At 37.2% G+C, this 17,524-nt stretch carries 20 protein-coding genes; 6 read left to right on the top strand and 14 right to left on the bottom strand.

The window, feature by feature from the left end:
• A partial coding sequence (locus RRY75_RS10505) for a hypothetical protein (RefSeq protein ID WP_332716678.1) occupies positions 1-235 on the bottom strand: 235 nt, incomplete at its 3' end.
• 224 nt (positions 236-459) lie between these two features.
• Here RRY75_RS10505 and RRY75_RS10510 point away from each other — a divergent pair.
• The 4 genes from RRY75_RS10510 to RRY75_RS10525 all read left to right on the top strand — a co-directional run bounded on the left by RRY75_RS10510 (position 460) and on the right by RRY75_RS10525 (position 4,194).
• Entirely contained in the window at positions 460-1,332 is an 873-nt protein-coding gene (locus tag RRY75_RS10510) for an energy-coupling factor transporter transmembrane component T (RefSeq protein ID WP_332493718.1), read from the top strand.
• Positions 1,305-2,924: an ABC transporter ATP-binding protein gene (locus RRY75_RS10515; RefSeq protein WP_332493719.1), complete on the top strand. Its 1,620-nt coding sequence runs from the start codon at positions 1,305-1,307 to the stop codon at positions 2,922-2,924. The genes RRY75_RS10510 and RRY75_RS10515 overlap by 28 nt, the downstream gene beginning before the upstream one ends.
• On the top strand, positions 2,911-3,597 hold the full coding sequence (locus RRY75_RS10520) for an ECF transporter S component (protein WP_332493720.1): 687 nt from the start codon (positions 2,911-2,913) through the stop codon (positions 3,595-3,597). The genes RRY75_RS10515 and RRY75_RS10520 overlap by 14 nt, the downstream gene beginning before the upstream one ends.
• 69 nt (positions 3,598-3,666) lie before the next feature.
• The gene (locus RRY75_RS10525) at positions 3,667-4,194 is read left to right on the top strand and encodes a DUF4430 domain-containing protein (RefSeq protein WP_332493722.1); all 528 of its coding nucleotides are present in this window, start codon (positions 3,667-3,669) and stop codon (positions 4,192-4,194) included.
• Between the two features lie 132 nt (positions 4,195-4,326).
• On the opposite strand, the gene RRY75_RS10530 is transcribed toward RRY75_RS10525, so the two are convergent.
• The 6 genes from RRY75_RS10530 to RRY75_RS10555 are packed head-to-tail and all read right to left on the bottom strand — an operon-like array spanning position 4,327 to position 9,354.
• Positions 4,327-4,818: a HugZ family pyridoxamine 5'-phosphate oxidase gene (locus tag RRY75_RS10530; RefSeq protein WP_332493724.1), complete on the bottom strand. Its 492-nt coding sequence runs from the start codon at positions 4,816-4,818 to the stop codon at positions 4,327-4,329.
• Positions 4,819-4,820: 2 nt separating this feature from the next.
• The gene (locus RRY75_RS10535; protein WP_332493725.1) at positions 4,821-5,642 is read right to left on the bottom strand and encodes an ABC transporter ATP-binding protein; all 822 of its coding nucleotides are present in this window, start codon (positions 5,640-5,642) and stop codon (positions 4,821-4,823) included.
• A 2-nt stretch (positions 5,643-5,644) separates the two neighbouring features.
• Positions 5,645-6,622: a FecCD family ABC transporter permease gene (locus tag RRY75_RS10540; protein ID WP_332527851.1), complete on the bottom strand. Its 978-nt coding sequence runs from the start codon at positions 6,620-6,622 to the stop codon at positions 5,645-5,647.
• Positions 6,623-6,624: 2 nt separating this feature from the next.
• Complete coding sequence (locus RRY75_RS10545; RefSeq protein WP_332493729.1) at positions 6,625-7,578, bottom strand: ABC transporter substrate-binding protein; 954 nt, start codon at positions 7,576-7,578, stop codon at positions 6,625-6,627.
• Between the two features lie 55 nt (positions 7,579-7,633).
• Entirely contained in the window at positions 7,634-8,851 is a 1,218-nt protein-coding gene (locus tag RRY75_RS10550; RefSeq protein ID WP_332493731.1) for a coproporphyrinogen-III oxidase family protein, read from the bottom strand.
• Positions 8,851-9,354, bottom strand: a complete 504-nt coding sequence (locus RRY75_RS10555) for a flavodoxin family protein (protein ID WP_332493732.1) — start codon at positions 9,352-9,354, stop codon at positions 8,851-8,853. The genes RRY75_RS10550 and RRY75_RS10555 overlap by 1 nt, the downstream gene beginning before the upstream one ends.
• Before the next feature lie 147 nt (positions 9,355-9,501).
• On the opposite strand from RRY75_RS10555, the gene RRY75_RS10560 reads away from it, so the two are divergent.
• Positions 9,502-10,146 (top strand): helix-turn-helix domain-containing protein, encoded by a 645-nt coding sequence (locus tag RRY75_RS10560; RefSeq protein ID WP_332493734.1) that lies wholly within the window; start codon positions 9,502-9,504, stop codon positions 10,144-10,146.
• 21 nt (positions 10,147-10,167) lie between these two features.
• Here the strand turns inward: RRY75_RS10560 and RRY75_RS10565 are convergent, their stop codons facing one another.
• The 4 genes from RRY75_RS10565 to RRY75_RS10580 form a co-directional block, all read right to left on the bottom strand.
• Positions 10,168-11,388, bottom strand: coding sequence for a cytochrome c biogenesis protein/redoxin (locus RRY75_RS10565; protein WP_332493735.1), 1,221 nt, complete (start codon positions 11,386-11,388; stop codon positions 10,168-10,170).
• 905 nt (positions 11,389-12,293) lie between these two features.
• The gene (locus RRY75_RS10570; RefSeq protein ID WP_332527830.1) at positions 12,294-12,635 is read right to left on the bottom strand and encodes a DUF6508 domain-containing protein; all 342 of its coding nucleotides are present in this window, start codon (positions 12,633-12,635) and stop codon (positions 12,294-12,296) included.
• A 265-nt stretch (positions 12,636-12,900) separates the two neighbouring features.
• The gene (locus RRY75_RS10575; protein WP_332493739.1) at positions 12,901-13,101 is read right to left on the bottom strand and encodes a helix-turn-helix transcriptional regulator; all 201 of its coding nucleotides are present in this window, start codon (positions 13,099-13,101) and stop codon (positions 12,901-12,903) included.
• On the bottom strand, positions 13,094-13,537 hold the full coding sequence (locus RRY75_RS10580; RefSeq protein ID WP_332527831.1) for a DUF3796 domain-containing protein: 444 nt from the start codon (positions 13,535-13,537) through the stop codon (positions 13,094-13,096). The genes RRY75_RS10575 and RRY75_RS10580 overlap by 8 nt, the downstream gene beginning before the upstream one ends.
• A 275-nt stretch (positions 13,538-13,812) precedes the next feature.
• On the opposite strand from RRY75_RS10580, the gene RRY75_RS10585 reads away from it, so the two are divergent.
• On the top strand, positions 13,813-14,220 hold the full coding sequence (locus RRY75_RS10585; RefSeq protein ID WP_332527837.1) for an energy coupling factor transporter S component ThiW: 408 nt from the start codon (positions 13,813-13,815) through the stop codon (positions 14,218-14,220).
• Positions 14,221-14,381: 161 nt separating this feature from the next.
• Here the strand turns inward: RRY75_RS10585 and RRY75_RS10590 are convergent, their stop codons facing one another.
• The 3 genes from RRY75_RS10590 to rlmB form a co-directional block, all read right to left on the bottom strand.
• On the bottom strand, positions 14,382-15,791 hold the full coding sequence (locus RRY75_RS10590; protein ID WP_332527832.1) for a flotillin family protein: 1,410 nt from the start codon (positions 15,789-15,791) through the stop codon (positions 14,382-14,384).
• Between the two features lie 85 nt (positions 15,792-15,876).
• On the bottom strand, positions 15,877-16,485 hold the full coding sequence (gene sigH / locus RRY75_RS10595) for an RNA polymerase sporulation sigma factor SigH (RefSeq protein ID WP_332493897.1): 609 nt from the start codon (positions 16,483-16,485) through the stop codon (positions 15,877-15,879).
• Positions 16,486-16,522: 37 nt separating this feature from the next.
• Positions 16,523-17,293, bottom strand: a complete 771-nt coding sequence (gene rlmB, locus RRY75_RS10600) for a 23S rRNA (guanosine(2251)-2'-O)-methyltransferase RlmB (protein WP_334309736.1) — start codon at positions 17,291-17,293, stop codon at positions 16,523-16,525.
• Positions 17,294-17,524 lie beyond the last annotated feature (231 nt).

A 17,524-nucleotide genomic window follows, 5' to 3' on the forward strand; every position in this document is an offset into this window, starting at 1 on the left:
CCTTTGCTACTGGCTTTACCACTTTTTTTGTCTGTTGTTTTTGTGCTTTTGCTTCTAGCTTGGTTTCTTTTTTTTGTTGACGCTTCTCTTGTTTTTTTTTATTTTTAACTTCCTTTTTAGCATCTCGCTTTGCAAGCCCTTTCCAAGCAATGGCTACAAACCCCACTGCAATTAGGATAAATAAACTGGCACCTCCAAGTGCGTATTGCATTAAATCAACTGGAACTTCATTCATTATATTGTCACCTTCTTTTATGTTGTGTTGCTTATTATACCATAAACTGTGACATTTTGTGTACTCCTATCCTAGGAACTTAACTCAAATTTATACGACAAACCTAATCCTCATATGCCTGTGGACAAATCTATTATTTTGTCTAAAAAGTATAATTCTTATCTAGAGTTCTTATACTAAATTTGTTAGACCTCTAAAATCTATACGGAAAGGAGACTTCCATTATGCAAAGTGGCTTTATAAGCGTACATCCACTCCTTAGTTTTTGTTATTTTATGATTATACTTATCCTAAGTATGTCTATTAAATCCCCACTTTATCTTTTGGGGTTACTTTGTATGACCCTAGGGCTACTCTACTTTTTAGACCGATTGGCTAGCTTACGCAAACAACTTAAATTCTACTTATTGATGGCAACTGTCATCCTCATACTTAATCCTCTTTTTTCTACTGAAGGTGCTACTGTGCTCTTTTATTTAAAAAATCGTAGCATTACCCTAGAGGGCGTCCTAAGTGGTGTCACTTTTGCACTCTCTCTCCTAAATATTTTGTTCATGTTTCTTGCTTATAACTTGATTATTACCCCTCAGAAATTTCTTTATTTGTTTGGTAATCTTATCCCTAAAATGTCTTTTATCTTAACTATCATTATGGGATTCATCCCTTTATTTACAAGGAGAATGCAAGAAATTATAGAAGTGCGTAGAACTTTGATGCAAGCAAACGCATCTTCCCAGAAACCGTCTTTAAAGGAACGGATCATAGAATCCATGACCACACTCAATACCTTAGTGAGCTGGACCTTAGAAGAATCCCTTGAAAATGCTGTCTCTATGCGCGCCCGTGGCTATGGCACGAGCTCGCGTACTTCTGCCACTTTTTATACCTTTGACACAAGAGACTTTTGGCTTATAGGTATAAGCATACTCCTGATGATTTTCATACTTGTAGGTACTTTCATGGGCCTTAATCAGCCCACTTCAACGCACTGCTTCGTTGCCTTTTACTGGGGGTGCATTTTGTTATTTGCCAGCTTGCCATTATGGATAGAAGGAAGGGAGGCCCTTAGATGGCACTTTATGAAATCCACAACTTAACATTTACTTATCCGCTTCATACCTCACCTACTTTGAAGGATGTACATCTTAACATTCAAAAAGGTGACTTTGTCCTACTTTTTGGTCCATCTGGTTCGGGTAAAAGTACACTACTTCGTCAGCTTAAAAAAGAAATTTGGCCTGTAGGCACCCGTATAGGGGAAGTCCTTTTTGAAGGTGCTCCATTAGACACCCTTCCACCAAAACGCACCGCCAGTCAAATTGGGATGGTGTTTCAAAATCCTGATCAACAAATTGTCCTCTCCACAGTCTATGAAGAATTAGCCTTTGGCATGGAAAACTTAGGTTTTGACCCTCTAGAAATGCAACGCCGCATTGGAGAAATCAGTACCTTTTTAGGCATTAATCACTGGCTGTACAAAGCTACTTATGAGCTTTCTGGTGGGCAAAAGCAGCTGCTCAACTTAGCTAGTATTATGACTTTATATCCAGATGTCCTCTTACTTGACGAGCCCACTTCTCAGCTTGACCCCATTGCAACACAAAATTTCTTAAATATTTTAAAACGACTTAATGAGGAGTTTGGCATCACCATCATTATGACTGAGCATCAGTTAGAACCTATCTTTCCCCTTATCCATCAAGTATTTATTTTACAAAAGGGACAAATTACCTATACAGGTCCACCTCGCCTCGCACTCTATGACCTCTATGTACAAGGTGAAGCTACACTCCTTGACTATATCCCCACTGTCAGCAGACTATATCTAGGCATTGAAAAGGATGTAAAGGCCCAAGCTATCCCACTCACTCCAAGAGAAGCTACTTCTTGGTTTGAGGCCTTAGCTCGTGATACGTTCACGCCTACACCTCTACCTAGCACCTATGAGCAAGCTCCTGCTATTCTTACTTGCAAAGACTTGTATTTTCAATATAGTAAGTCTTCTCCTCTCGTGCTAGAACGTGTCAACCTCAAGGTACCTGACGGCGCCCTCTTAGCTATACTCGGAGGCAATGGTTCGGGCAAATCTACTTTCTTAAAGGTGCTTGCAGGTATTTTACAGCCTTTAAAAGGAAAAATTCAAACTTCGGCATCCATAGGGTATTTACCCCAAAACCCCATGACACTCTTTCATGAGACTACTGTTAGTGCCCAACTTGAAAATACATTAGGTGCTTCCCCTACTTCTGAGCAGACTCATGCCCTAAAGGAGATTATCCAATTTCTCACCTTAGAGCCCCTTTTAGGGCATCATCCTTATGACCTTAGTGGCGGTGAAATGCAAAAAGTTGCTCTTGCTACTGTGCTTTTAAGAAACCCAAGCTTACTCTTGTTGGACGAGCCAACCAAAGGCTTAGACCCTTACTTTAAAAAGCAATTAGCCCGCTACCTTCAAGCCTTACTTGCTAAGGGTAAAACGATTGTGATGGTCAGCCATGACTTAGAATTCATTGCCGCCTATGCCACTTGGGTGACTTTAATGTTTAGTGGTAAGCTCCTTGCTTTGTCCCCTAGCACCACTTTCTTTAGTGACAACGTCTTTTATACAACTACCATTCACCGCACAGTGAAAAAGCGTCTCCCTCATGCCATTACCTTAGAGGAGGTGAAAGCCCTTGCGCATACGTAACCTCTTCATTTTTATAAGTATTGCACTTTTGGACATTGTCTTACTCACTTTGTCTTTTAAATACAACCAGTACTTTTTCCTATTGAGTACAGTCATGATTATACTCAGTATGTATCCTGTCGTTCATCATTTTGAAAAGCGTCCTTTACAAGCTGAAGAAGTCATCCTTATTGCTGTTTTAAGCGCTCTAGGTGCTGTTGCTCGTATTCCTTTTACAGCCTTACCTAGTATCCAGCCCACTTCTTTTATCATTATTTTGACAGGTGTCATTTTTGGTGGGGAAATTGGCTTTTTAGTGGGGGCACTGAGCGCCCTATCCTCTAACTTAGTTTTAGGACAAGGCCCCTGGACTCTATGGCAAATGTTTGCTTGGAGTATGATGGGTCTTTCTAGTGGCCTCTTTGCTTACAAAACTTATACTAAAGCACCTTTTATTCTCTGTACCTTTGGATTCATCTGGGGCTTCTTATTTGGATGGATTATGAATATTTGGTCTGTCGTGTCTTTCTTTGATCAGTTCACCCTAGCTTTGTTTGCTACCTCTATGGCCACATCCTTGTACTTTGACTTAGCCCATGGACTAAGCAATGTGTTCTTTTTACTCGTCTTTTCTAAGGCTTGGTTTCAAATTCTAGGTCGAGTACGTATTAAATATGGACTCTTTAGTGTGTAACCAACTTCCAGTTTTTGCATAAAATGTAATGTAATCTTATATTCATTTTATAGCAAAGGATGATGTTTAATGGAAAACAAATCTTTAGTAGCTGTGGCTGCAGCTGCCGCTTACCTTTTTTTAAGTCAAAATTCTTCTGAACTTTTCAGAAGTTCTACGCATACATCTTCAACTGATACACGTGTAGCTGACCCTAGCCAATCTATTATTTTTGAGGTACTTGGCCCAGGTGGCAAAACAGTTGTAGCACCTCCTACTCAAGTTCCAATTGGAACAAATACTAATGCTTTAAGTGCTTCTTCCGATGGACTAAAAGCTAACAAGCTTGCTTTTCAAACAGGTGGATCTGGAGCTGGTACCTATATAACCTCTATAGGTGGCTTAGCCCAACAAGACAACGGTCCACTTAGTGGCTGGCTCTACAAAGTCAACAACACTTTCCCAGATGAAGGCCCTTCTGTCTACAAAGTAAAACCTGGTGACCTTATCACTTGGATCTATACCAACAACTTAGGTAAAGATGTAGGCGCACCTAGTGCCATCTCTAACGCAGGCAATCGTAAAGCATCTATTAACAACTTCAACTTCCAAGCCTAGTAGCAAGAGGTTATAAAGATAGCCGTAAAACTAGAAATTAGTTTCACGGCTATCTTTATATAGTTGCATAACTTATTCATTTTTAAAATCTATTCTATATCTCATCCAAACCTTATCTAGTGTATCAAGCACCTACATTCTTCCAGGATGCCCCATAGGTTTTCCTTGCCCATGTCCCATGCCTGTAGCTTGGTCTTGTTCCCACTTGCCTTCTTTTAAAGTCAAGTTATAAGCTTTTCCAAAGCCTTTGACTAATCTGCCTGTATGAGGTGTCAGCTCAAACATATGGAAATCCAATGTCTTAAGGACTTGTAAGAGCTCACTCCCTTGTACTTGTTCAAAAGCTTCCCAAATCTTCTCATCTTCTGCTTCAAGCAACGACGCTGTACAGTTAAAAGATACACGACATCTTGCAAAAATGGTTTTAGCTGTTTGTTCATCTTCAATGAGCATAACGGCTATCTCCTTGTTGTGACACAGATTCTCATAGTGCTCCGCTGTTTCACTAATATAAATATAAAATTTTTCTTCTACTTTTACAAAAGGCGCGTAACTGATAAAAGGTTTTCCTTCCTTTGTCATTGAACTGATCATAAGTGTTTTTTGTTGTAATAATTGTTCCATTTCTAATGTTCTCCTTTTATTTTCATTAAATTAAATGCACAATGCGTGCGGCATGTTTTTACTGGGTGAATACGTGGTTTATGTGTGAGCGGATTGATGTCTATATCACATTCAATATGATAAATATCTCTAAGGAACTTTTCATTAATCAATGCTTTAGGTGTTCCATCTCCCTTAATACTGCCTTGTTGCATCACTATCAAGCGTTCACTGTATTCACTCGCTTGATTTAAGTCATGTAAAACCATCACAATGGTCATATTAAACTTTTGGTTAATGGCACGTATGAGCTCCATCAATTCTAGTTGGTGAGAAATATCTAAGTAAGTGGTCGGTTCATCTAAGAACAGTACCTGTGGCCTTTGAGCGAGTGCCATGGCTAGCCATACTCTTTGTCTTTCCCCACCTGAAAGGCTACTTACTTGTCTCTCCTTATATTCACTAAGTCCTGTATGTTCTAAAGCCCATTCTATAAGTTTTTCATCTTCTTTATTTTTTGTTTCATACCATTTTTTATGTGGAATCCGTCCGTAATAGACGAGTTCCTTGACTGTAATGCCTGCTGGTGCTGTATTGTGTTGAGAAAGCATAGCCATTTTGCAAGCTAATGCTTTTGTAGGAATATTTTTAATAGGGTTACCCTCTACAAGGACTTGCCCACTTTGAGGTTTAATTACTCTTGAAAGGGTCTTAAGCAAGGTAGACTTCCCACACCCATTAGGCCCTAAAATAGAGACAATTTCTCCTTGTTCAATGTTTAAGCTTAAATCTTCAATAACAATTTTTTCATCATATCCAACTTGTATATGCTCTGCTTGAATCATGCCTACACCCCTTTCTTTCTTAATAAATAGAGGAAGAACGGTCCCCCTACAATAGCCATAATAACCCCTACCGGTATCTCTATGGAACCACCTATTGTCCGACCTAGTGTGTCTGCCATCAACAAGACAATACTTCCAAGTGCCATACTAAAGGGTAGTGTATACTTATGGTCATTCCCCATCAGCATACGTGCAATATGGGGTACAATAAGTCCCACAAAGCTTACAATCCCTACAACAGCTGTAGCTGTAGCTGCCAAGAATACTGCCACGACCGATATAATCATACGTGCCCAGTGGATATTCACGCCTAAATTAATAGCTGCTTCATCTCCTAATTGCAAAATATTTGCTTTTCTAATTAATAAGAAAGAAACCAGTAAGCCCACAATGGAGTAGCCAATTAAAGTTTGTACATCTGCCCATGTCTTTGTAGCAAGACTTCCATTTAACCAGAGCATTGCACTTTGTATACGGTCACTATACATCGTTGAAAAGAAGGAAATAATCCCTCCTAAAATAGTGTTCACCGCTACCCCTGCAAGGACAATACGATTAGGCTGTAAGCCCTTTTTCCATGCCATCATATACACTAACGCACATGCTGCCCCTCCCCCTACAAAGGCTACAATAGGGAGAATACCTGTATAAGCCGGTGAAACAAGTAAAATAATAATAGCGCCTACACTTGCCCCACTTGATACCCCTGTAATCCCAGGGTCTGCCAGTGGATTTTTCATAACAGCTTGTAAAAACAGTCCTGCTACGGCTAAGTTTGCTCCAACTAAAATAGCTAAAATATTTCTTGGCAGTCTCATTTTAAAGACAATGGTATGAATCATCTCATTGTCACCACGTACAAGCTCCCCTATAATTTCTTGAAAGCTTAAATTAACACTACCTACTGTAGAAAATCCTATGACTAACCCTATAAGTAAAAGGTAACTACTTATAATCCATACAACTTTTTTGTTTTTCATTTTTAGTTACCATAGAAGAGTTCACCCAATTTTTGAATGGCATCTACTATATAGATATTAGCAGATACACCAAATACATTGGGATCTAAATCTACAACGCTTCCTTCTTTGACTGCATCTAAAGTTTTAAAAGCAGGATTTTTATCAAAGGCTGCATCGAAAGCTTTCTTCGTCTCTTCTAAGTTCCCATGAGCAAAGCGTAAAATGTAGTCTGGATTGCTCGCTACAATTTGTTCCATACTAAATGGAATATAGTCAGATTCAATATTTAAGTCATCTGTAATATTTACAGCACCGGTTGTATCTACTAAGTCTCCTAAATAAGAATGGTCTGTAGCAAGCATAAAGTTTTCCCCACCGCCGAAGAGCACAGCTACTGTAGGCGCTTGACCTTCGGCTTTATTTTTAACTGTATTTTCTACTGCTTGAAGCGATTCAATAAAGTCCTTTGCTTCTGCTTCTTTGTCTATGGCTTCACCTAGTTCCTCAATGCTGACTAAAAATTTGCTATACGTACTTGTATTAAAATAAAAAGCATTTAACCCAAAAGCTTCTATACTTTTTTCTACATTTTCTTTAAACATAGTATCAATCACTACAAGATCAGAATCTAATGCTACAATAGCCTCAAGGTCAGGATTCATAGCTTGACCAACTAATGTTACCCCCTCATAACGCTCTGGCAATGTAAATTTGGTTTGTGGAACGCCCACTAAGTCTTGACCTAACTGGTCTAAAAGTTGCGTTGCGGATACTGTTGCCGAAACAATTCTAAGTGGCTCTTCATTTTCCTTTTTCACTTCTTCTTGTTGGTTAATTTTATCTGCTGAGGTTGTATGATCTACGTTTTCTTTCCCAGCTTGTATGTCATCTTTTGGTTGTTCTATTGTTGTGCTACAGCCTGTGAGTACCATCATGCCAACTCCTGCTACAGCTAATAATTTTTTTACACTCATTTCTTTTCCTCTTTCTCTTTTCTTAATTTAGACTTTTAATTATTTTTTCTAATAGTTACTTTTTTCTTAGGTCATCCAGTAATCTTGAAATATTATTACCCCAGAACACGCCTTTAGCGGTGAACTGGTAACCTTGTTCAGTCTTTTTTACATAGCCCTCTTCTATCAACTTTTCAAGACAATCTTCATAAGCTTCTTTGGCCTCATAGAGTGATACATTCTCTGGTAAACGTGCCTTTTGTATACTCCCTTTAAACTTTGCAATTTCTGTATAGTCTTCACTAAAAAGCATACCTTCTCTTGTAGTAAAGGTCTCAACAGCCGTCTCATAGGCATCTAGTTGAATCGGATTCATCAACATAAGATTCCCCAATGAGCCCCCTGCACCTGCTCCTAATGGCAAGGTATCTGCACCTTCATGGCGATTCATTACATATTTATAGGTATCTTTAGACACCATTTTAGTCAGCTCTAAAAAGTGATAGCCACGGTCTTCCATCTTCTTGGTAATCGTCTCAAAGAATAAGGCATCCTGCTCTATAGCTTGAGCATGCTCAATAGAAGTCTCTTTCATATTAATAAGGGAATACATGGAAAAGCCATCAAGTCCTAGTACACTTATTTTTTCTAAGTCTTCTTCTAAATCTTCTACTGTTTGACCTGGATAGTTATAAATCAAGTCCATACTAACTGTTTGAAAGCCCATTTCCTTGATTTCTTTAAGCTTTTCATAAGCGATTTCGCCACTTCCTACACGCCCCATTTGTTGGCGGCCTACATTATTAAAGGTTTGTATCCCTACTGAAAATCGGTTAACCCCTTCTGCTTTAAACATTTCAAGTTTCTCACTTGTAAGCTCTGTTACAGTCGTTTCAATGGTAATCTCTACATCTTCACTTAAGTTAAACCATGTCTTTAAGCCTCTTAAAATAGTGCGTAGCCCTTCCACTGATAACGTCGTTGGTGTTCCACCGCCAAAGTAGATAGCTTCAAAAGTTAAACCTTTGACATACTGCAACTGACTATAGGCTTTCATTTCTTCCAAAATGAGCTCATGATAATGTTCCTTAGGCTGTTGCAAGCTTCTACGCATATTACAGAAGCTACAAATCTTAGAGCAAAAAGGTACATGAATATAGATTGTGCCTTTATCTTTTATGCTCACACTTGGCTTTGTTTGATTTAAAAACCCTGCCACATTTCTAGGACCTCTAGCATATTGACGACTTTCTGCCATAGCACTATGATGGGTCTTTAGTCTTTCGCCAAACATTACACAAGTCTCTCTCTAAATAAGATCGCAATGGACTCCATTTCCACCTTATTGGGATGTTGTTTAGCAATTTCATAGCGTTTAAGTTTCGCTTCCGTAATGGCATGTGGATTACCTGGTGCAAACTTTCTAAACACTTCAATAAGCTTTTCATCTACAGCACCTTGGCAAATATATTTGCCTACAACTTCATTCTCTTCTTTTACCAAGGCTTCTCCTTTTAGAAGACTATCCCAACCATGTTGTGAATCTGGGTAGGCTCCTAATGTGGCAAAGAGACCTACTTTTTTCCCTTTAATCCCTTCCATAAACTTAGCCGCCTCTTCATTTGGCCCGCCTTTATCTACCCAATAACCCACTAAAATACTTTCGTAACTTTCTACCTCTTCTACCTCATGAATCGGTAAGAGCGTTACATCTGATAATTGAATGTTGTTATAAATCCCTTCTGCTAAGCGTTTTGTATTCCCTGTCTTGCTTGAATATGTAATAAGTATTTTCATGATAACCTCCAAATAGATATATTATTTTAAAATTATTAAACTATAATTTTGATATTCATTTTCATTTACACCTTAAGTTTATCATGTTATACTTGCTCTATGTTTATCCATATTTTGTTGTATTTCAAATATCTTTAGGAGGTTACTATGGACCAATTACTACTTAATCACCATCCCATTTGTTCTTTGCTTTATGCAGGCAATGAGTCTGGTGCACTCAAAGTTTTTAAAGAAACTTTCACTTTAGTTGAGAAAGATCATGAGGTATCTACGTGCAAACTCTATGTACTCTCTCTTAATTTTTCAATCTATAATTATATCCTTATGAAAGAAAACGTCTCTTTACATAAATGTTGCATCACCCATAATAATTCTATAAACAATGCCTTAAGCTTCTCTAATATAAAACAAGCAGGTATAGATCTCATTATCCATTATGCCAATTGTAAAGATTATTCCATCGAAAAGTTCTCTAATCCTGGGATTAAAAAAGCTATTCAATATATGCACCAACATTTAAATGAACCGCTTACTTTAGATACGGTATGTGATAGCATTCACCTTAACAAATGTTACTTTTGTACCTTATTTAAAAATGATACAGGACTTACTTTCACCCAATATTTAAACAAAATACGTATAGATGCTGCCAAGCATCTTATGCAGGAGACCACGCTTTCCCTAGATGAAATTGCCTATCGCTGTGGTTTTAACACCTACTCTTATTTCTGTACTACCTTCAAAAAAATAACGGGGCAACCTCCTTCTGCATTTCCAACTATGCAAAAGTGAGGTTGCCCCTTCACTTAACCTTTATTCTCTTGTCTTGCTAATCACTTCATCCATCATTTCTCTTGACATCATGCCACGTAGATAGCCTTCTACTGTACCATCTGGATTAATCAAGAAAGTTGTAGGGAAAGCTGAAATACCATAATAGTATGCTAGTGCGCCTTCTTCGTCCATCACAACAGGGAAAGTATATCCCTCATCCTCTAAAAACTGTATCACTTCTTCCTTGGACTTTTCATCTCCCATATTAGGGAAAGCTACTCCAAGTACGACTACATCTTCTGCATTTAGACCATAGTCCTTATAAAGTGCTTCTATATCTGGCATCTCTTCCTTACAAGGTGGACACCACGTCGCCCAAAAGTTTAAGAATACCGTCTTACCCTTGTATGCACTTAGCGTATGGGTATTGCCATACTGGTCAGTAAGCGTAAAGTCTGGAGCTTGTTGCAGTTGTTCAACACTTTCTTCTTCTCCTTGACCTTCTTTCTGCTCATTTCCAGGTGCAACTACACTACCTCCACTAGGTACTTCAAACTTAGGTGTTCTTATCCCATTTGCTAAAAGGAGGCATCCAACAACAAGTAATAAGTAACCCCCTATTTTCTGAATCATATTCATTTTCAACTTCACTCGGTCTAATAATTGCAGCATCTTCTCTGAGAATACTGCTACAAGCATAAAAGGAATAATAAAACCTAACGTATAGACCCCTATGAGCATAAACCCTTGGTTATGACTACTACTTGTAGATGCCATAACCAGTACTGAAGCTAAAAGTGGCCCAATACAAGGTGTCCATCCAAAACTAAAGGTAAAGCCTAATAAGTAAGCAATCAGCGGATTCATCTCTTTAACTTGCATATGGAACTTACGCTCTCTTTGAAGAAAAGGAATGTTCAAATCCCCAATATAGAAAAAACCCATAATCAAGATAAAGATTCCACCTCCCATAAGGAAGTAACGCTTGTACTCAGCAAGAAAACCTTGAAATGCGCCTATTCCCATCCCTAAGATGAAAAAGGTCGTTGCAATCCCTAGTACAAATAAGAAAGTGTTCCGCAGTAACACCTTTTTGCTCTCTTTTTGTATCCCTTCTTTCCCTTCTACCTCGCGACTTGCCCCTTCACTGGCACTTCTTGCTAATACGGCTAAATATACAGGAAGTATGGGGAGTACACAGGGTGATAAAAAAGAAAGAATCCCTTCTAAAAATACAACTACAAAATTTATTTTTTCCACAAAATTAATCTCTCATTCTATAATGTTATAAGCCCCAAGGAAAATCTGTTAATCCCTCTATTTGTAAACATTTTTTGTAGTTTAGCACGTTTTATACCTTTGGTCAAACAAGATTCAAGTAAGCTTTAAATAACGTTCCTCATGTTCTTTTTCAATCTTTCCAACTTCTTCAAAAAGAAAAGCAATATGATCTAATCCTTCTGTACAACATATCACCTTTAACTTTTACTTGTGTGCTATTTGATTTAAATTCTAAGCTATAAATAGTATAATTTGTATCTCCAATGGCATAATCACTAAAAAAATCATTATTTTTCTAGTGATTATGCCATTGGTTTAGAGCTCTCTTTTTTAACATTTTCTATAGATTTTACTAATTTAAATCTATCTATTCTTAAATTATTATCCTTATCTTCTATTTTAACATATTTAGAATTTATATACTTGATTACATTAACCTTCAAAAATATACAAAATACATTTTAAAATTTGTGTATTTTTGACTTTATTTTATACTTTTTCGCTTATCTTGTCACAATTTGACTAATGAGCCCTTGACGCTTTATGTAATATATGCTATTCTGACGATGTAAGGCACTCCCCTGCCTTACCTACTATTAACTTGACTAAACTGAGTCGCCCCTATAGACTCGAGAACAGTTTAGCATGAGGCTTATGCACCATAGCTACATATCTCATATATGGACAGCACTCCCCCTTATGCGTAGAGTACTCCCCGAACTTTACTCTAACGCCTAATATAAATATATATGGACATAAGCCTCCCCATACAGGAGCAGATTAGTACCCTCACTAATCTGCTCCATTTTATTTATCTAAATATGGCTATCACCACATGATTAGATAAAAAGGCCCACTACATGAGTGGGCTTTTCGTGCTTTATTTACTCTCCTAGTATAGTTCGTAAACGATAGAGGAGTTGTAAAAATATTTTTCCTTTGATTGGTGTCTCCCAAAGTGTTGAGGCAAAATTCTTTTGACATATGTAAAAACTTAAGAGTACTCTCAATGTTTCTAAATCTGCGTCTGGAATTAGACACTCATAGTCTGCCCCTGGTGCTACTTCTTGTAGCACATTGAAATAATCTTTATTCAATATGCCACATTGATACACTTCGTCAACAAAAGATGTAATTTCATCGTCTTGTTGTCTGTAACCTAAACTGATTACAGTCGGATCTTCAAAATACGGAATAAAATTGAATAGCACTTTACAGTTGTTCATAAATTAGTCCCCCTGATGGTTTTTTAGATTCTTAAACCGTTTTACTAAAATTACATCTTGTAAATCAAAATATAAACTAATAATATAGATTATATCAGATAATATTATAATTTTCATTATAAAATTATAATATTATTTACCTATACTTTATAGTATAATTGTCCAAACTTTATTACTTTTTTATAGATTGCTTGACTTCTTCTTCTACTCTAGGTACAAGCCTGATCACTTAAAGGCACAAAAAAAGGACTACAGCTACTAGTCCTTAATCAAATATAAACAATGTTTCTATTGGTGTCTCTACAACTCTTGAAATATCAATAGCAAGCTTTAAAGACGGATTGTACTTGCCTGATTCTAACCGCATAATTGTTTCACGTCTTACGCCTACTTGGTCGCCAAGCTGTTCTTGTGTCAACCCTTTTAATACACGATACTTTTTGAGCTCGCATCTAAACTCATTCATTATCTTGCTCCTGTTTATCCCAGTAGTATAAAAGCCCTATGGATAAATTGCTTACAACTGCCCAATCTAAGGCAAGAACTGCGATTAGGAATGTATAAGCTGCCTTATATCCATAAGGCTCTATCCAGTTGACACAAGCAATTAGTGATAAAAAGATAATCATCAAACCTACACGGTACGCCACACCCTGTGCTCTACGCTCATTTTCTAAATAGCGCTCATCTCTTAAAGTACCTGACATCTTGCCTTCAAAATAAAAAGAAAAGAACCCAAAAAACACAAGAAAAGCCAAACTTCCTGTCCAATCTGTTGTTAGATACGCAATAGGACCCATAAACCCTAAGAAGCCCAACCATCCTAAGTGCTTAGAAATCGTACGTGTCTTTATCTCCTGATTCCCTAAAGCCCATCCTACTTTCAAATTTTTCTTTTTCATACGACGCCTCCTAAAGTGATATAATTATCTCTTTATGTGATAATTATATCACTTTGTATAGAAATTGCAATGTATTTTAAAAATTATTTGATAAATTCAGCTTCTTATTCTATGGAGGTCTAACATGACTAAATTAATTAAGGTATTTAAGGCATACAAGTCCTTCATGAAGCAGAAAAAGAAGAAAAAAAGCAAAAGAATGAGCTAAATACCTTAAATACCAAATGAATCATGAATAAAGTACTTTTATTATAATCAAATAATATGCTTTTTGCATTTCATTCATTCGTGTTTTAACAGGTACTGGGACACTCTTAGCATTTCCTGGTAGTATGCTTGGGGCACTCACTTGTGGCCTCCTCTTTAAACTGTATCCCAAACTCCCTCTAGCCACACTGATTACCCCTAATTTATATGAACTTGCCAGACTTACCGACACAGCCAGTGACCTTCTTTACTTTGTAGATGATACGTTCAGCTGGTTTGAAGGTAAACGCTATGAGTCTTCTAATACTCACGGTACAGGTTGTACACTCTCTTGTGCCATTGCCTCAAACTTAGCCCTTGGTTATACTTTATCTGAAAGTGTAAAGCATAGCAAAGACTATGTGGCAGGTGCCATCCGTGATGGGCTTAATATTGGCCAAGGAAATGGACCACTTAATCACTGCTACAACTTATAACTCAAATACTTAATGACCTCTATATGCTCAACAAATGCATCACTTATTCCACAGCTAAAGGCCTCCTAATAAAGAATTAGGAAGCCTTTTTATTTTTGTGCTTTTTTCTCATTGTGTGATGTCTTGAAAGGTATAATACCCCATTATCCTCTATCTATTATCTATTTCTTATCTTTTACAATCCCTTTGACTACATCTACTAAGTTAATCCCTGTAAGTGAATTTACAACCTCTGGTAACTGAGACACAATGTTGGTAACACTTTTTGTAACTTTACTAGCGCCACCACCATCTCCATTATCAATGACCACAATTTTTTCTGTCTTACTAAGTGGTTCAGAAATAGCTGATGCAATAGCTGGAAGTTTGGAAGTAAGCATTTCCACAATAGCTGCTTCCCCGTACATTTTGTACGCTTCTGCTTTTTCTTTCATCGCCTCTGCTTCGGCCTTCATAGCATCTGCATTCGCTTCACCTTTAAGTCGAATTGCTTCCGCTTCCGCTTGCCCTTTAAGTCGAATACTTTGAGCTTCTGCCTCTGCTCGTTTAATCATTTCAATACGTTCAGCCTCTGCTTTTTGTTCAATACGATATTTATCTGCTTCAGAACTTTTTTCAATTTTGAATTTATCTGCTTCAGCTACTTTTCTAATTGTTGCTTCTAATTCACGCTCTCTCTTTTTCGCCTGTTGTTCTGCAATCTCTGTTTGACGTTGCTCTTCGAAAAGTTCAGCATTTTTTTGTCCTTCAATAACTTGCTTTTTGACAATATTTTCTTCTACTTGGTATGCTAAATCCGCCTTAGCTTGAGCACGTTTTTCTTGCTCTTTGTATTCTTGTACTTTTAATTCTTTTTCCTTTTCTGCACGCGCAATATCAGTTTCAGCTAAAATTTGAGCTTCACGTCCTGCACGTTTAGCCTCTGCTGTTTTTTGCATCTGTTCTCTTTGTGCTTCTGCCTCTGCAATAGCAGCATTTTTCTTCACTTCAGCAATCTGTTTTGCTCCTAAAGCTTTTAAATACCCTTGTTGGTCATCAATGTCACGAATAGTAAAAGTTGTAATTTCAAGTCCCATCTTTTCAAGGTCTGCTTTAGCTACACTTTCTACTTGGTTTGCAAACATTTCACGATCTTTATAAATTTCTTCTACTGTCATTTTAGAAATAATTTCACGGAGTTTTCCTTCAAGTACATCTTGAACTGTAGACTTAATCACTTGAATGGTTTCTTTTTCACGTCCTGTATTGAACTGTTCCATTGCCTGCAAAATACATTCTTTGTTCGATTTAATTTTAATAATAGCAACTCCATCTGTATCTAAAGGTACACCGTTACTATCTAAAGACCCAAATGTTTTAATCTCTACCTTCATATTTTCAAGAGAAATTTTGTCTACTTGTTCAAAGATAGGAATAACGATGCCACCTGCGCCGCTAATGACTCTCTTTTTTAGACCGGTTACAACAATTGCTTTATCTTGTGGTGCTTTTTTCCACAATAATGCAATAAGTAGTAAAATGACTAAAATACCTGCTGCGACTCCAATTAAAATAATAAGCCATTGACTCATTTTCAAATCTCCCCTTTTCTATTCTTACTGTAAATTTAGAATATAATAAAATTATACAAAAAAGAGTTTGCAAAAGCAAACTCTTTTAATGGAAAACTTCACTTAATTTTCTTTTTATACGCTGTAATGCGTTATCAATAGACTTGACGGATTTCCCCATATGTTCCGCAATCTCATGATAATTTTGTCCTTGAGTATGTGCATTGAGCACTTCCCATTCAAACTCACTTAAACTTTCTTTCATATGTTGTTTAAGAAGTTTCAAATCTTCTTGGTGAATAATCATCTCTTCCGGATTATGACTAATGGTATCTTTTAAAGTATCCATTAAAGTAATGCCATCATCTTCTTCACCTGCAACAGGCAAGTTGAGGGAGATACTTGTATTCAGTGGCATATGTTTTTGACGGGTTGCCGTTTTAAACGCTGTACTAATTTGTCTTATAATACATAAGGTAGCAAACGATTTAAAGGTGGCATCTTTATGTGGATTATAATCACAAATCGCCTTAAAAAGTCCGACCATACCTTCTTGTATCAAATCCTCTACATCTGCGCCTACAAAATAATTTGCTTTAATCTTTTTTCGTACAAAAGGTTTATAACGTTGTACAAGTATTTCTATGCATCCCCTGTCCCCAGTTTGATAGGCTGCAATCAGTTGTTCATCTGTTAAGAGATCGGCTGTTTTCATTCCCACACCCCCCAGTCTATGCTTTTAAAGCTCTATATTAGAAGTGACGTTGTCTTACTACTTCATACGCGAGAATACTTGCTGCTACAGAAGCATTAAGAGAAGTTACTTTTCCATACATTGGAATACGTACAACAAAGTCACATTTATTTTTTACGTTTCTAGAAACACCTTCTCCTTCACTACCAATAACAATACCGATAGGTCCTCTTAAGTTATCTGTATAGATAATTTCTCCGTCCATATCTGCACAAGCCACCCAGATGCCTTTAGTTTTAAGCTCTTCGATTGTTTGGGCAATGTTTGCTACTTTTGCTACTTTTGTATATTCAATAGCACCTGCTGATGCTTTTGATACTGTAGAAGTAAGGCCTACTGCACGACGTTTTGAAATGATGATACCATGTACACCTGCATTGTGTGCAGAACGGATGATTGCACCTAAGTTATGAGGATCTTGAATATTTTCTAAAATTAAGATAAATGGATCTTCACCTTTAGATTTAGCATCATTTAAGATTTCTTCAATTTCTACATATTCATGTGCACTTGCATAAGCTACAACACCTTGATGCCTTTCACCTTTTGAAAGTTCATCTAATCTTGATTTTTCAACTTCTTGAATCACAATACCACGTGCTTTAGCATCACCAATGATTTTTTTGATAGAACCCTCTACTTGGCCACTTTGAATAAGAATTTTTTCAATATCACGACCTGATTTTAAAACTTCAATTACAGAATTTCTTCCAAATAAGATGTTTTCATCTACTGTTGTTTCAACTTGTTCACCTTCTGTTACTGGCATAGGTTTACGATTTGTGAATTTCTTTGTATAAGGCTTTTTAGCTTGAGGTGCTTTGTTTTCAACTTCTTCTCTTACTTCGCCTTGTGGTTTAGCAGGTTGTGGTCTATTTGTTTTTGGTTTACCTGTACCTTGTGGTCTGCCTTCACCTTGTGGTCTGCCTTCACCTTGTGGTTTACCTGCACCTTGTGGTCTACCTGCACCTTGTGGTCTACCTTCGCCTTGTGGTTTACC

The organism is Niameybacter sp., assembly GCF_036655075.1.
Taxonomy (GTDB): domain Bacteria; phylum Bacillota; class Clostridia; order Lachnospirales; family Cellulosilyticaceae; genus Holtiella.

Coding starts and splice junctions, on each gene's coding strand:
- RRY75_RS10510 (WP_332493718.1), top strand. CDS start 460: ATGCAAAGTGGCTTTATAAGCGTACATCCACTCCTTAGTTTTTGTTAT.
- RRY75_RS10515 (WP_332493719.1), top strand. CDS start 1,305: ATGGCACTTTATGAAATCCACAACTTAACATTTACTTATCCGCTTCAT.
- RRY75_RS10525 (WP_332493722.1), top strand. CDS start 3,667: ATGGAAAACAAATCTTTAGTAGCTGTGGCTGCAGCTGCCGCTTACCTT.
- RRY75_RS10530 (WP_332493724.1), bottom strand. CDS start 4,818: ATGGAACAATTATTACAACAAAAAACACTTATGATCAGTTCAATGACA.
- RRY75_RS10535 (WP_332493725.1), bottom strand. CDS start 5,642: ATGATTCAAGCAGAGCATATACAAGTTGGATATGATGAAAAAATTGTT.
- RRY75_RS10540 (WP_332527851.1), bottom strand. CDS start 6,622: ATGAAAAACAAAAAAGTTGTATGGATTATAAGTAGTTACCTTTTACTT.
- RRY75_RS10545 (WP_332493729.1), bottom strand. CDS start 7,578: ATGAGTGTAAAAAAATTATTAGCTGTAGCAGGAGTTGGCATGATGGTA.
- RRY75_RS10550 (WP_332493731.1), bottom strand. CDS start 8,851: ATGTTTGGCGAAAGACTAAAGACCCATCATAGTGCTATGGCAGAAAGT.
- RRY75_RS10555 (WP_332493732.1), bottom strand. CDS start 9,354: ATGAAAATACTTATTACATATTCAAGCAAGACAGGGAATACAAAACGC.
- RRY75_RS10560 (WP_332493734.1), top strand. CDS start 9,502: ATGGACCAATTACTACTTAATCACCATCCCATTTGTTCTTTGCTTTAT.
- RRY75_RS10570 (WP_332527830.1), bottom strand. CDS start 12,635: ATGAACAACTGTAAAGTGCTATTCAATTTTATTCCGTATTTTGAAGAT.
- RRY75_RS10575 (WP_332493739.1), bottom strand. CDS start 13,101: ATGAATGAGTTTAGATGCGAGCTCAAAAAGTATCGTGTATTAAAAGGG.
- RRY75_RS10580 (WP_332527831.1), bottom strand. CDS start 13,537: ATGAAAAAGAAAAATTTGAAAGTAGGATGGGCTTTAGGGAATCAGGAG.
- RRY75_RS10590 (WP_332527832.1), bottom strand. CDS start 15,791: ATGAGTCAATGGCTTATTATTTTAATTGGAGTCGCAGCAGGTATTTTA.
- sigH (WP_332493897.1), bottom strand. CDS start 16,485: ATGAAAACAGCCGATCTCTTAACAGATGAACAACTGATTGCAGCCTAT.
- rlmB (WP_334309736.1), bottom strand. CDS start 17,293: ATGCCAGTAACAGAAGGTGAACAAGTTGAAACAACAGTAGATGAAAAC.